Genomic DNA, 13,344 nt, shown 5'->3' with positions numbered 1-13,344 from the left:
CCTGAGAGAAGGATTCCAACCAGGCAGCGTGTCTGCATGGTCGTCAGCACCGGCGCGGGACCCTACCTCCTGTCTGTCTGCATGTCAGGCAATTCAAGGAAAATTATGGGATTACCACCCCCTGCTCCGAGGCGCGGGTGGCGCGTGGGCCGCTCCACGCGGAGCTCCTGGCGCGTGCGAGGCAGGAGGCTGACACCGGCACCTACATCAACGAGGGGACCGCCCGTTGCTTGGCGAAGTGGGCTCCCGGGCGGGCCGATGCGCCTCCGCCGTTTGATGCTCCCAGGGCAGGCGAGCGTCGTCGCGCCGCCTGCATGCCACCCGGCGCGTGTTCACACTCTCACCACAACGGCTCTCAGGAGCTCAAAGCCAAAGGAGATGCGTCATGGGTGAGTTGATCGACAAGGCCAAGGGCAAGATCAAGGAGACCGTGGGCGCCGCGACGGGCGACCGCTCGCTGGAGGCCGAGGGCAAGGTCGACACGGCGAAGGGCCACGCCAAGGAGAAGGTCGAGGACGCCAAGCGTGCGGTCCGGGACGCGGTGGACGACGACAAGCCTCGCCGTGATGAGCCCTAGTCCGGTACCGCGAAGACGACGATTGCCACGGCGGGGTCGCGGGGCATGCCCTCGCGACCCGCCCTTCTAGTATTTCAATAAAATCAATGAGTTGTCGTGCATTCGACCCCTGCCGCAAACGTCATGTGCCCTCCAGGTGCCCCTTCGGTGGCTGGAGCTGAAGCGACAAGGGGAAGGGGGCTCGGCGGGTCGAGCTGCTGCACCGCGTTCGCTCGTGTCTCTGGTGAGAGGTGGGCGTACCGCATCGTCTCGCTCATGTCGGCATGACCCATCAGCTCCTGGATGGCCTTCAGCGGTACGCCCCTCATGGCAAGGTGGCTGCCGTGGGTGTGGCGCAGGTCGTGCCATCCGAAGGCCCACGCTTGAGGGCCTCGCATCTCTTCGCCAGGGCCCACTGGAGGGTGCGCTCCACCACCGGCGCGGAATGCTGCTGGCGCGTGGCCCGTCGCTGCGCGAGCACGGCCGGGCGCTCCTCTTTGGAGAGGGCGCACCATTCGGGCAGGTCCGCCTCGATGACATAGAGCTGGCCCATGAGCTCCAGCACTTCGTCACAGGCGGGAGCGAACTGCCCTCTCTGCCAGCGTGAGTGAGACAGTCCGTACCGGGCAGTTTAGTGTGCAGGGCGACCCAGGCAGGAACGATGAATCCGGTGGTGGAAGAGGCTCGGGTCAGGGAGACCGAGGTGGAGGAGAAGGCGAGGCGCCGAGGCTTCACGGCGGAGTACAAGTTGAGGGTGCTCGCGGAGGCAGACCGCTGCACGAAGCCCGGTGAAGTGGGAGCACTGCTTCGCCGGGAAGGGCTGTACTCGTCGCTGCTGAGCGTGTGGCGGCGCCAGCGCAATGCAGGAGAGCTCTCGGCGCAGAGTCCGAAGAAGCGCGGCCCGCCGGCGAAAGTGCCCGACGCGAGTGCTCGGCGCGTCGCCGAGCTGGAGAAGGAGTTGGCCCGGGCCCAGGTGCGCCTCAAGCGCGCCGAGGCCCTGCTGGACCTACAAAAAAAAGTATCGGAAATCCTCGGAGTGGAACTGCCCAAGCCCGACGAGGAGCCCTGATGCAAGTGGCCAGGGAGGCGGTCGGCCAGTGGGGCGTAGCGACCGTGTGCAAGGCGCTGGGCCTGGCTCGCGCCACCTTCTACCGAGGGACCCAGCCGAAGCAGGAGTCGGTGCCCAGGGCCAGCCCACCGCGAGCCCTGCCGCCTGAGCAACGGGCCGAGGTGCTCGCGGTGCTGCACGAGCCGCGATTCGCGGATGCTGCGCCCGCGGAAGTCTACGCGCAGTTGCTCGACGAGGGCCGCTACCTGTGCTCGGAGCGCACCATGTACCGGGTGCTCGCCAGCAACCACGCGGTGCGTGAGCGACGCAACCAACTGCGCCACCCCAACCACCCGGTGCCCCAACTGCACGCGACGAAGCCCAATGAACTCTGGAGCTGGGACATCACCAAGCTGCATGGCCCGACGAAGTGGACGTACCTCTACCTCTACGTCGTCCTGGACGTCTTCAGCCGCTACGTCGTTGGCTGGATGGTGGCGCATCGCGAGTCGGCCACTCTGGCCCAGAAGCTGTTGGCGCAGACCTGCGAACGCCAGGGGGTAGTGCCCGGCCAGTTGACGATTCACGCCGACCGAGGCTCCTCGATGACCTCCAAGCCGGTGGCCCTGCTGATGGCCGACCTGGGGGTCACCAAGACGCACTCCAGGCCTCATGTCTCCAACGACAACCCCTTCAGCGAGGCGCACTTCAAGACGATGAAGTACCGGCCTGACTTCCCCCAGTGCTTCGGCTGCCTCCACGACGCTCGCGGCTTCTGCGGCGACTTCTTCGGCTGGTACAACCAGGAGCATCACCACTCAGGCCTCGGTCTGCTCACTCCCTACGACGTGCACCACGGCCTGGCTGCCCAGCGCATCACCACCCGAGCCGCCGTACTCGCCGCCGCCTACGCCGCTCACCCCGAGCGCTTCCCGCGAGGCCCTCCCAAGCCGCAGGCGCCTCCGAACACCGTCTGGATAAACGACCCCGCGCGGCTCTCCACCTCTCGGTAGGCCGCGCAGTAATCTCACCAATTCTCTGTCTCATCCGCGTTGACAGGTTCCGCTGTCTGGCCTCGAAGCATTTTCTGCGCACGTGAGCCCAACAGAAGGCCAGCGTCGCGGGGTGGGCCGCTGTGCTCCCGACTTTGTCGCCGTCTGGTACGCTGCGTACCCGTCCACCAGGACGACTCCCGCGTACCACCTGGTACCGGGGTCCTTCTCAAGCACCAGCCAGTGCGTCTCGTCTCTCGCTCGAGGCGCCGAAGAGCTGCTTCTGCAGCAAGGCGAGCTGCTGCTTGAGTCCCTCGAGTTCCAGTTGGAGTCGCGCCTGGCCGTCCTCGCCCTTGAGCTGGGCATTCTCCGCCGCCAGCAGCACCGCCACCTCAGAAGTTCGCCTCCCAACTACGGCTCCCCCAGCGCACTCAGCCCGTCGAAGCCTCGGCGCATGTCCACGGAGCCGAGCACGCGTACACTCGCGCCGCGGACGCTCCCGTCTTCTTCGGCTCCGCCACCACCACCGGTACCAGAGACGGCCTCTGCCCAAGGCTCTGCCCTCGCCGATGGGCCGCCGGCCGGCCCTTCCTCCACGACTGCAGCGTCGGCTCGGAGACTCCCAGCGCCTTCGCCGCTCCCGCGAACGTCCCCCCCGGCTTCCTGCGCGTGCGCGACGTAGCGCACCGCGAACTCCCTGAGCGCCTCCGGGTAGGGCAATGAACCGCGCTGGTGCCCGCTCCTCAATCGCCCCAGCTCCTTCTCCACGGGCACCTCCACGGTTTCCCTGGAGGTTTTCGCAGAGGGGCAACACCCGGGGCTCAGGCCATATGTGCCGGCGTAGAAAAGAATGCGCCACGAAAATCCGAACCAACTCCCCGGGGAGAAGCCAACGCAGGCCCATTCCCGAGGTGAGCACCATGTCGATGGTTCAGGGTTCGACCGCTGCGAGAACGAGCGTATCCAACGTCCCCGGCTCTTCTCAGGGCGTGGCCCCGAGCGAGGCCGAAGCGCTCGCACGAGCAGCCGAAGAAGCGCGCAAGCAGGCCGAAGCCCGCATGAAAGAGGCGGCCGCGGCCCAGGAGAAAGCGCGTCAGGATGACCGCGCCGCCCAGGCAGCACAGAAGGCCTACGGCCCCGCTGAACAACAGTCGCTCGATGCCCAAACCGCCCTCAGTGACGCGCAAGCCGAACTGACCCGATTCAAGGATGCGCGCGCGAAGCGGTGCCCCTCGCCCGACGATGCTCAGCAACAGCTTCAACGTGAGCAGGCTGCCACAGATAGCCAGAACCGCCTCAACGCGGCGAAGGCCACCGCAGCGGGATTGGAACAGCCCTACCTCGCGACCCAGGCAGCCTCGGACGCCTCCTACCAACAGGCTATCACCCAGGCCAATGCTGCCCTGGACGCACAGAAATCCGCCAATACAGCGGCCAAGGCGGCCGGCAAGTCCGAGCCCTTCCCCAAGGCGAACGCCGTCCGGGACGTGTACGATGCGGGCAGTCTCGACGCCAAGGCCCAGACCGAGCTCCTCGGTGCTCCCTCCGTCGTCAATGTCTGGGCCGCCGCGCGCGCCGATGCCCAACGCGTGGGGGAGGCCACCCAGAGCAATCCGGTCGAAGGTGCCGCGGAGCTGGAACGCCAGCTTGCGGCGAGCACCGACCCCAACTACCGGGCGGCGCTCGCGGTGGAGGCCATGCCCCACACCCGCAAGCTCGTCGAACAGGTGGCCTCCGGGTCAACCCGTTCCGAGGACGCCAATGCCATCATGAAGAGCCTGGCCAACAGCGCCGCCCTCGGGGGGCCTCCCGCCCGAACCACGCTGGCCACGCAAATCAACGCGGCGACGTTCCCGTTCGCGGCAGTAGGGGAGGGGCCCACCAACAAGGACCGGGTCTTCAATGCGATTCGCGCCAACGGCGCGGATGCCAACATGGTCGATCTTGGAACGGAAATGGCCAAGCTGCGACGTGATGGCAACCTTTTCGAGGATGCGGATGCCATCGCTCAGCTGAGTCCGCAGCTCACCGCGAAGGCGGGGCAGACCGCCGGCCAGCAAGCGCTGCGCAACGAAGTGGACCTGAACACGGTGGCGGAGGAGCGCACGCAGGCGGAGACGGCTCAGCAACAGACTGACGCGGAAGCTCGCACCCGTGCCACCGACGCCATCGCCCTGTCCAAGAAGGACCCCAAGGAATGGCCCCCCGGAGTCTCCTTCGAGGGAGACAAGCACCCCGAGAAGGCCACGATGGTCCTCAAGGATGAGCAGGGGAACGTCCTCGAGCGCATCCAGGCGGATATGACCTATGGCTCGGTCAGGCTCGAGAGCACCAAGTTTGATCGCGCGAACCAGAAGGCCGACCTCAGTGTCATCGTGAGCCAGGGGCCGCAATCGACGACCAAGGTCATCGAATCCAGCTGGAAGATTGACCCCAATATGAAGGACTCATTGCGCTACACCGATGAGGCCCTCCGAAACATGGACGACTTGAACGTCTCCTATTCGGAAACAGAGATCCGGCGCGACCGGGGTGTGCTCGTCGAGAACTCATTCTCACGAGACGCACAGACAGGCGTCACGGAGACGAGAAAGCTCTATGACAGCCAGCAGAAGACGGACGGCGTCAATGACGAGCTGAAGGTCCGCTTCGATGATACGCGCCCCCTCGACACGGTGAAGATCCGGACCACCAACATCCCGCCCGTGGGCACCAAGAGTCCGGATGGGAAGCTGGCCAAGGCGAGTGTCACCGAGGGCACGTCCTACTCGCAGGGCGGCATTCGCGCCACGAGCTCCCAGACAAAGGCCGTTGACTCCCCCGCGAATGAGAAGACCTCTGTTCCCTACAGCCTCCTGGAGGTCGAGGATCGCGCCAAGGACGCGAAGAAAGCGCCAAAGAGCTGGACGTTCCAGGCAATCAAGCCGGGTGAGCTGAATACCCAGACGTTCGTCGAAGGGCAGCCGGACCTGTCCGTGGTCATCAAGAAGAAGATTCAAGGCAACACCGTGGAGGAGACCACGGAGGGCAAGGTTCCCAACCCCTCGGGCAAGGGGGACCCCGTGTCCATCCAGGGCACCTCGTCCAAGACGTATGATGCTCAGGGGCGCATCACCTCGCTGCACGCGGAACTCACGGATGCTCAGGGCAAGCGGCAGGTCCAGGACCATCAGCGCACCGAGGCGCGCAATGCCAGCGGACAGGTCGAAGTCACCGAGCGCACGGCCTCCTCTGAAGAGCTCCCTGGGGGCCAGGCCAAGCGCAACATCGAGCAGGAGGTGGTGTCCCTGCAAACGGACAAAGGGCCGCAATTGGTCCGCTCCGTCTATGGACTGAACGCGCCCGAAGGAAATGCCCGATCAACGCTGACGCCCGAGGGGCAAGAACTCCTCATCAACGGTGTGCCAGTAACGAGCATGGAGGACCTCAAGGCGCAACAGCCCGCCTCGGGTGCGCTGGGGGGGGCCGCGCTGGATGGACAATCCGCGCTGTTGCGTGATTTTGCCGCCCGGACTGCATCCATCGAGCCTTCGGCTCCCACGCCCTCCGAGCAGGCTGCTGCGGCCGAGCAGGCCCAGCCACAGGCGCAAGCAACGCAGGAGCAGCAGGCCCGGACGGACACCGGGGAGCGAAACTCTGTGTTCGCCGCCAACAACTACGGGCTCTATCTGGTCAAGAAGGAGCTCACGACCATTCATGCCCCGCTCCAGAACGAGCCAGACCCTTCTGCCAACAAGGCGAGATGGAGCAAGACGCCCGTGGAGGCGTTCAAGACACCTCTGACCATCGACCTGACAGCTCCGCAGCGATTCGTGACAGGTGCTACGGGAGGGGTCCAGGCACTCACGGGTTTCAGTAACGTCTACACCTCCATCAACTCGCTCATTCGCGATATCCCCCGAGGCGATGGACTGGGAATCGCAGAGGGGGTGGTGGGGCTGACGGGTGGAGGGGTCTCCGTATATGTGGGGGGCAATGCGTTGGTGACGGTCGCCAAGGGAACGGGTCAGGGCGCTTCATTGGGGGGCGCCATCAGTACGGTGAACGGGCGCATCAATCCCTCCTACGCGGGGGAGGTGACAGGGCGGTTCTTCATGGGATTGGGCGTCATGAGTGGAGGGTTTCAGGTCGCCCGAGGAATCCAGGAGGACAATTTCTATAAGGTGGCAAGCGGAGGCGTCACCATGGGGAGCGCGGTGCTGGGGTACGTTGCCGCGTCCGCGGTCGCGGGCTCCGTCGCGGGACCACCGGGGGCCATGCTTGGGGCGCTGACGGGCTTGGGGATTGGCGCAGGGGCTTACGTGCTCACCACGCTGATTGGAAAGGCGGACAAGAGCAAGGAAGACATCGCGACCCAGCGGGTCTGAACGTCGTCACCAGAAAGGACGCGTGAACATGTCTCCTCGCAATTCCCTTCGTCATGGTGCGTTGACGCTCTCTCTCCCCGAGGGTTGGCAGGACACGAGCCAGGTGATTGCCCTCGGCCCCGAGGATGGTGGCTTCAGACCGAGTGTCGTGGTGTCCGTGGAGCCCGTGAAGCCCTCGGAAACCGCGCAGCAGCTCGCCGCCCGCATGCTTTCATCCATCCAACAACACGCGCAGAGCCTCACCTTGCTCTCGGAGCGACAGGTCACCCACGGCGACAAGGTAGGGGTCCAGCGTGAGTACATTCTCACGCTTCAGGGAGCCCGCATCGCGCAGCTCCAGTTCTGCACGGTGAAGGAAGGGATGGGCCTCACCTTCACCTTCTCGCAGCGAGAGGACCGCTTCCGCGCCACACGTGCCGTGGGGGAGGCAGTCTTCGCTCAGGCGCGGGTGGGCGGGGCGCTGGAGGCGACGCCTCCGCGGTTGGGCTTCATCCGCGCTTGAGCTGAAGCAATGCCCTACGGCTCGGTCCGCGCCGTAGGGGTTGTGGAAAGGGATACCGTCCAGTCCGGGGGCCAGATGCGTGGCCGGTAGGACGGATCCCTTCTCCACGTGGCGACGTCGTCCCGCCATCCAGCGCTGCGCACACGGCCCTCTTGCTTCAGGCGCATCATCGGCCGGTGAAGTGCCCGAGCCTTCTCGCCCATGCGAGCGGCGAGGATTGCGATTGTCTCTCCATGGCACGCCTGTACGGCTTCGAGCAACCGCTCCGCGAGGTCGGCGACCGCGCTCGATGGCCGCCGGACTCTTGTCCTTCGCCGCTGCGTCGCCACGTCTGGCGAGGCAGTCAGCGCTGCGACCGCTCGCTGGAGGCCGAGGGCAAGGTCGACACGGCGAAGGGCCACGCCAAGGAGAAGGTCGAGGACGCCAAGCGTGCGGTCCGGGACGCGGTGGACGACGACAAGCCTCGCCGCGATGAGCCCTAGTCCGGTACCGCGAAGACGACGATTGCTACGGCGGGGTCGCGGGGCATGCCCTCGCGACCCGTCGCCGTTGTGTCCGCCCTAGCGCTTCGCCGCGGGTGGACACGCCACTTCAAGAAACGTCGTGGTCTTCCCACTGAGCATCACCCACAAGCAGCGCAGCACACAGCCCGCGCCGAACTCTCGGTAGATGAGACCCAGATTGGTGACCACCTCTCTGCCGGTGATGACCCCGCGCATTGGCCCTCCCCCTTCTTCAGCATCCCGTCCGACCCGCCACCCACCGCGCTGCCGTAGCACCCCATCTGCAAAGCCTCGGCCGTGCTCCTCGCGGCCCGCAGGAGTCGCTCTGTCGCTCCTCGGACGTGCCAAGCGGGCCAATCTTCGTGCCGGGGTGCATGTCCCTTACGACTCACGTGAGATACGGACGCCAGACGCCTGGAGTTTTTTCAGGGAGGCCGTCCACCGTGCGACGCACTTCTCCTTCCCGCGCGCAGCGGGGGCTTGAGCCCCTGCCTCCCTTCGTGACGTCTCGCCTCCCGCGACGAGGTGTCGTGCTCCACCCTCACCCAGGTCTGAGTCGCGACGACGTCGCTGTCACCCGACTGAAGCGCCGGGCCACGCGGCGAGCGCGCGTCATCCAGAACGCAGGGGGAGCGGTGCACGCGAGGACCTTGGGGCTCTGTCGTCTGCTCGGGCACGCGCCGTCCCCGCGGCACGGGTGGCATCTGGGCGCGAGGGCCTGAATCTTCGGAGCGAGGACTTGGACATCGCCGCGTCACGGCGGCGGACCGACGAGCAACGGCTCGCCCAGGTCGCGTCAGGTGCATGGGATGTCGTGTCACCGCCCCACGGCGCCGACACTAAAGAAGTAGGGACAGACGAAAGGAGGGTCTCGCGATGAGGCAGCACGAGCTGACCCGGCTGGACATTCCATTGTTGTCACCTGGGCCCTCCCGGGGCCCGAGGGGCATGACACGCCTGGTGGTGGCGACGGACTTCTCGCTGCGCTCCGAGCTGGCGCTGGCCCGGGCGCTGCGGCTTCCGCTGGGCATGGGAGCCACCTTCACGGTGATGCACGCGGGGCCTCCGCTGGAGGGCTCGCCCGCGGGAATCGTGGCGGGGGAGCGGTGTCTGCGCAAGGCGGTGAGCGCGGTGGCGCGGCGGTTGAGGCAGCGGCAGGACGTGACGGTGCACGAGGAGCTGCGCCGGGGAGACGCGGTGGACGCCGCGGTGGCGGTGGCGCGCGAGCAGGGCGCGGAGCTGGTGGTGCTGGGCGGCACGCACGTGACGGTGCCGGGACGGGAGCTCGGTGAGCGCTCGACGGTGCGACGGATGGTGCGGCGGTTGGACACGTCGGTGCTGACGGTGTTGCCGCATCCGGCGCGGCCGTACGCGAGCCCGCTGGTCGCGGTGGACTTCTCGCGCGAGTCCCGGAGGGCGCTGGAGCTGACGCTGAGGTTGTGTCCCCTGACGCTGGTGGAGGTGTTGCACGTGGTGGACACCCGCGCGGACGAGGCGGCGCTGCGCGCGCGGGGGGCGTCACCGGAGAGCTTCCTGGTGTTGCAGCGGGAGCGGGAGGACGCCGCGAGGGTGGCGCTCGCCCGCTTCCTGGCTCCGTACCGGGAGACGGGGCGCGAATTGGAGGCCCGGCTGCGTGGAGGCGAGCCGGGCGAGAGCATCCTGGCGCACGCGGCGGAGCTGGGCACGGACCTGCTGGCGCTGGCGGGCTCGGGGCAGGCCGAGGGGTGCGGCGTCTCGCTGGCGGAGCGGGTGCTGGCGAGGTCCTCGTGCGACGTGCTGGTGTCCCGGCACGAAGGGCGCGCGGTGTCGTGAGGGGCCAAGCGCGCGGACGCCGGGCGCGTTATGAACTCGCCCTGTGTCTCCTCGTTCTCTTGATGCCACGCCCCCCGCGAAGACCTCCCTCAAAGACCGCCTGAAGGGCGCCGGGAGCCTGTTCCGGCAGCTCCCCGGCACGTTCCAGCTCTTCTGGCGGGCGAGCCCCCAGGGGGCGGTGCTGCTGGGGGCGCTAACGCTGGTGGCGGCGGTGTTGCCGGCGGGCATCGCCTGGGTGGGCAAGCTGATTGTGGACGCGGTGGTGGCGTCCGCGCAGGGCTCGGCGGAGGCGCACTCGCGCGTCTATGGCCTGGTGGGGCTGGAGTTCGGGTTGATGCTCGGCTCCGCGGTGGTGGAGCGGGGGCTGACGCTGACGCGGGAGTTGTTGCGCGCGAACCTGGGCAACCTGCTCAACGAGCGGATTCTCCAGAAGGCGCTGGAGCTGGAGCTTCAGCACTTCGAGGACTCGGACACCTACGACAAGATGCAGAACGCGCGGCGCGAGGCGAGCAGTCGCCCGCTGTCGCTGGTGATGCAGGCGTTCTCCATCGTCCGCAACGCGATTACGTTGTCCACCTTCGCGGCGCTGTTGATTGCGTTGTCGCCGTGGAGCGTCGTCGTGTTGGTGGTGGCGTCGGTTCCGGCGTTCATCGCGGAGGCGCGGCTGGCGATGGCGGGCTTCCGGCTCTACTCGTGGCGTGCGCCGGAGGGGCGCAAGCTGAACTACCTGGAGTGGATCCTCACGCGCGACAGTCACGTGAAGGAAGTGAAGCTCTTCGGGTTGGGGGAGCTGGTGCTGGGGCGCTACCGGGAGCTGTTCCGGAAGTTCTTCGCGGAGGACCGCGCGCTGGCCTTCAAGCGGATGGGGTGGGGTCTGGGTTTGGGTGTGTTGTCGCTGGCGGCCTTCTACGGCTGCTATCTGTTCGTGGCGGGGCGGGCGGCGGACGGGGCCATCACCGTGGGCGACATGGTGTTGTACCTGGGGGTGTTCCGGCAGGGGCAGGCGGCGTTCCAGGGCATCCTGACGAGCGTGGGCTCCATGTACGAGGACGCGCTCTTCATGAGCAATCTCTTCACGTACCTGGAGATTCCGACGGGCAGCGAGTCGCCCCGGGTATTGCCGGCGAAGTCACCGCCGCGCGGGCCGACCAACGACATTGAGTTGCGCGACGTGTCCTTCCGCTATCCGGGGAAGGAGGCGTGGGCGCTCAGGCATGTGTCGTTGACGCTGCGGCCGGGACAGAAGCTGGCGCTGGTGGGGGAGAACGGGGCGGGGAAGAGCACGTTGTTGAAGCTGCTGTTGCGGCTGTACGAGCCGACGGAGGGGGTCATCCTCTACGGGGGCGTGGACATCCGGGACATGGACGTGGGGGATTTGCGCAGCCGCTTCGGGGCGGTGTTCCAGGACTTCGTGCGCTACCAGTTCAACGTGGCGGAGAACATCGGGTTGGGGCACGTGCCGGCGCTGGAGGACCGGGGTCGCATCGTGAAGGCGGCGGAGCAGGGTGGGGCGAGTGGGGTGATTGAGACGCTGCCGAGCCAGTACGACACGATGCTGGGCGGGTGGTTCGAGAAGGGGCAGGAGCTGTCGGCGGGGCAGTGGCAGAAGCTGGCGGTGGCGCGAGCGTTCATGCGGGACGACGCGGAGGTACTGATTCTGGATGAGCCCACGGCGAGCATCGACGCGGAGGCGGAGCACGCGTTGTTCGAGCGCTTCCAGGCGCTGGCGGCGGACCGGATGGCGATAGTGATTTCGCACCGCTTCTCCACGGTGCGGATGGCGGACCAGATCGCCGTGTTGCACAACGGCGGCGTGGACGAACTGGGCAGTCATGACGCGCTGATGGCGAAGGACGGGCGCTACGCGCACCTGTTCCGCTTGCAGGCGCGCGGCTATCAGACCTGAGGCGAGGCGCTCAGTCCCGCTTGCCGCGACGCATGACGGGGATGCGGTCGGGAGACTCCCTCGACTCGATGTGGTCGATGGCGTCGAGGGCCTCCTCTGCGACGTACCACCAGCCCGGGTTCACCCGCTCGTCTTCCTCGGCGACCTTGCGGAGCGCGGGGATGGCGGGGCGGTGCTTGAGGGCGCCGAGGGCGAAGCAGGACCAGAAGCGCAGCTCGACGGCGGGGTGTTCGAGGAGGCCGATGAGGGTCTGGAAGATGCGCCGGTTCAGGCCCGACGACGTTGATGGCCTGAGGGCCTCGAGGGACTGACCGCGGACGCTCATGTGCTCGTAGGGGTCCTCGGCGGCTTCGAGCAGGGCCTCGATGACGGGGGGCGAGCCCTTGTCGATGCCGCAGAGCAGCCAGGCGCAGACCTCACGGGCCTTGGGGTCGGCGGCGGTGCGCAGGAGTCTGGCCACGTGACGTGCAGTGACGGGGTCCTTGCGTTGCAACAGCACCATGGCGGCCTGATGTCGGGCGGCTTCGTCTCCTGTCTCGAGCGGGCCGAGCAGCAGCGCCAGCTCCGGTGGAGGAGCCTGGAAGGCCGGAGCGCGAGGGCGTCGGGCGGTGCGTTTCGTGGGGGGCTTCATGGGAGCACCCTACGCGGTTTCAGGGCGGGGGAGCCGGGTCCGACCCCTTCAGGTGCCCCTGCCGCTTCTGGCGTGCCTTGTCCCTGAGGACGAGCAGGGCACCCAGGGCGAAGAGCACCGCGGCGAAAGAGATGCCCCCTCCGATGAATCCGCCGACGAAGCCACCGAGCCCACGCACGGCGGCGCCGACGAAGCCCTCGAGTCCCCAGATGGGGGCCGAAGTGATGCCCCACACGGCACCCGCCACTCCGAAGAGGGCCGCAGCGGTGAAGATGACGGGCTCGATGAGGTTCATCGTCTGCCTCGAGGGGCGGCGGGAGGACTGGCGCTCCCGTCATTGAAGCACACGTGAGGGGCGCCCTGGGCTCGCACCGAGGGCGCGAAGGCTCAGGTGGGCTGGTGCTCGCGCCCGAACTCCGTGAGGAACTCGGCCAGGGGCTTGGTGGCCTCGGGATGCAGGGCGCCGAGCACTTCCAGGGCGAAGCTCGCGGGCGCCGAGCCGGACGCGGTGATGACGCGTCCGTCGCGCACCGCGCGCGGCCCGGGTCGATAGTGCGCGACACCGTTGTAGGCCGGGACGTGTTGCTGGAGGAAGTCGAGGGCGTTGCTGGTGTGTGCGCGGTCATCGAGCAGGCCGGCCCGGGCCAGCGCGAGCGTCGCACCGCAGATTCCGGCGACGACGAGGCCCGCGTCCGCCGCGCGCCGGAGCACGGGCGTGAGGTCGGGGCTCTCGGGCGTCATCCAGAGCGAGGACCCAATCAGCACGAGCGCATCGGCCTGGTTGGGAGAGAAGTCCTCGAGCGCGCCGTGGACCTGGATGGTCATTCCGCCAATCGATGAAACCGGGCGTCCCCCTGGCGACAACCACGACACCGTGTCACCGAAGTCCTCGCGCGCCCCCGCCGCCAGCAGCGCGGGCTCCCAGTCGGCGAACGGCTCCACCACGACGAATGCGATACGGGCCAACAGCGTGCTCCTCGTTGAATGAGCCCCGAGGATAGGGAAAGTGGGCGCGACGCTCCAGACG

The 13,344-nt window shown here is 67.4% G+C and carries 13 protein-coding genes and 2 pseudogenes; 7 read left to right on the top strand and 8 right to left on the bottom strand.

The window, feature by feature from the left end:
• Positions 1 to 385: 385 nt before the first annotated feature.
• Positions 386 to 577, top strand: a complete 192-nt coding sequence (locus HUA78_RS09770; RefSeq protein WP_141643332.1) for a CsbD family protein — start codon at positions 386 to 388, stop codon at positions 575 to 577.
• A gap of 83 nt (positions 578 to 660) precedes the next feature.
• Here HUA78_RS09770 and HUA78_RS46325 read toward each other — a convergent pair.
• Together HUA78_RS46325 and HUA78_RS46320 are read right to left on the bottom strand one after the other, a co-directional pair.
• Positions 661 to 927 (bottom strand): annotated as a pseudogene (locus HUA78_RS46325) (tyrosine-type recombinase/integrase); the annotation flags it as partial.
• Positions 882 to 1,109 (bottom strand): hypothetical protein, encoded by a 228-nt coding sequence (locus tag HUA78_RS46320; RefSeq protein WP_254623662.1) that lies wholly within the window; start codon positions 1,107 to 1,109, stop codon positions 882 to 884. The pseudogene HUA78_RS46325 and the gene HUA78_RS46320, both read right to left, overlap by 46 nt.
• Before the next feature lie 108 nt (positions 1,110 to 1,217).
• Here HUA78_RS46320 and HUA78_RS09760 point away from each other — a divergent pair.
• Positions 1,218 to 2,617 (top strand): IS3 family transposase gene (locus tag HUA78_RS09760; protein ID WP_371745537.1). Its coding sequence is split into 2 segments (ribosomal slippage): positions 1,218 to 1,589 and positions 1,592 to 2,617, totalling 1,398 coding nucleotides; the frame shifts between segments, so codons are not numbered across the junction.
• 19 nt (positions 2,618 to 2,636) lie between these two features.
• Here HUA78_RS09760 and HUA78_RS47680 read toward each other — a convergent pair.
• Together HUA78_RS47680 and HUA78_RS09755 are read right to left on the bottom strand one after the other, a co-directional pair.
• Positions 2,637 to 2,807: pseudogene (locus HUA78_RS47680) on the bottom strand (transposase); the annotation flags it as partial.
• 18 nt (positions 2,808 to 2,825) lie between these two features.
• A complete protein-coding gene (locus tag HUA78_RS09755; protein WP_174468440.1) occupies positions 2,826 to 2,987 on the bottom strand; it encodes a hypothetical protein in 162 nt (53 codons plus the stop codon).
• Positions 2,988 to 3,516: 529 nt separating this feature from the next.
• Here HUA78_RS09755 and HUA78_RS09750 point away from each other — a divergent pair.
• The 3 genes from HUA78_RS09750 (at position 3,517) to HUA78_RS09740 (ending at position 7,947) form a co-directional block, all read left to right on the top strand.
• Positions 3,517 to 6,963: a hypothetical protein gene (locus HUA78_RS09750; RefSeq protein WP_174476128.1), complete on the top strand. Its 3,447-nt coding sequence runs from the start codon at positions 3,517 to 3,519 to the stop codon at positions 6,961 to 6,963.
• Positions 6,964 to 6,991: 28 nt separating this feature from the next.
• Positions 6,992 to 7,465 carry a DcrB-related protein gene (locus tag HUA78_RS09745; RefSeq protein WP_174476127.1) on the top strand — a complete coding sequence of 158 codons (474 nt, stop codon included), beginning with the start codon at positions 6,992 to 6,994 and terminating at the stop codon, positions 7,463 to 7,465.
• 233 nt (positions 7,466 to 7,698) lie between these two features.
• Positions 7,699 to 7,947 (top strand): CsbD family protein, encoded by a 249-nt coding sequence (locus tag HUA78_RS09740; RefSeq protein WP_174464857.1) that lies wholly within the window; start codon positions 7,699 to 7,701, stop codon positions 7,945 to 7,947.
• Between the two features lie 78 nt (positions 7,948 to 8,025).
• On the opposite strand, the gene HUA78_RS09735 is transcribed toward HUA78_RS09740, so the two are convergent.
• Positions 8,026 to 8,184, bottom strand: coding sequence for a hypothetical protein (locus HUA78_RS09735; protein WP_174453945.1), 159 nt, complete (start codon positions 8,182 to 8,184; stop codon positions 8,026 to 8,028).
• A 660-nt stretch (positions 8,185 to 8,844) separates the two neighbouring features.
• On the opposite strand from HUA78_RS09735, the gene HUA78_RS09730 reads away from it, so the two are divergent.
• Both HUA78_RS09730 and HUA78_RS09725 read left to right on the top strand, forming a co-directional pair.
• Positions 8,845 to 9,780: a universal stress protein gene (locus HUA78_RS09730; RefSeq protein WP_174453946.1), complete on the top strand. Its 936-nt coding sequence runs from the start codon at positions 8,845 to 8,847 to the stop codon at positions 9,778 to 9,780.
• Positions 9,781 to 9,823: 43 nt separating this feature from the next.
• The gene (locus HUA78_RS09725) at positions 9,824 to 11,686 is read left to right on the top strand and encodes an ABC transporter ATP-binding protein (RefSeq protein WP_174453947.1); all 1,863 of its coding nucleotides are present in this window, start codon (positions 9,824 to 9,826) and stop codon (positions 11,684 to 11,686) included.
• Positions 11,687 to 11,696: 10 nt separating this feature from the next.
• On the opposite strand, the gene HUA78_RS09720 is transcribed toward HUA78_RS09725, so the two are convergent.
• The 3 genes from HUA78_RS09720 to HUA78_RS09710 all read right to left on the bottom strand — a co-directional run bounded on the left by HUA78_RS09720 (position 11,697) and on the right by HUA78_RS09710 (position 13,283).
• A complete protein-coding gene (locus HUA78_RS09720; protein ID WP_174476126.1) occupies positions 11,697 to 12,317 on the bottom strand; it encodes a HEAT repeat domain-containing protein in 621 nt (206 codons plus the stop codon).
• 19 nt (positions 12,318 to 12,336) lie between these two features.
• Complete coding sequence (locus tag HUA78_RS09715) at positions 12,337 to 12,612, bottom strand: hypothetical protein (protein ID WP_174453949.1); 276 nt, start codon at positions 12,610 to 12,612, stop codon at positions 12,337 to 12,339.
• 92 nt (positions 12,613 to 12,704) lie between these two features.
• On the bottom strand, positions 12,705 to 13,283 hold the full coding sequence (locus tag HUA78_RS09710) for a type 1 glutamine amidotransferase family protein (protein WP_174453950.1): 579 nt from the start codon (positions 13,281 to 13,283) through the stop codon (positions 12,705 to 12,707).
• Positions 13,284 to 13,344 lie beyond the last annotated feature (61 nt).

Source organism: Myxococcus sp. CA033 (genome assembly GCF_013336625.1).
Lineage (GTDB): Bacteria > Myxococcota > Myxococcia > Myxococcales > Myxococcaceae > Myxococcus > Myxococcus llanfairpwllgwyngyllgogerychwyrndrobwllllantysiliogogogochensis.
The sequence above is the reverse complement of the archived record's forward strand: the minus strand, read 5'-3'. Positions and strand labels throughout refer to the sequence as shown.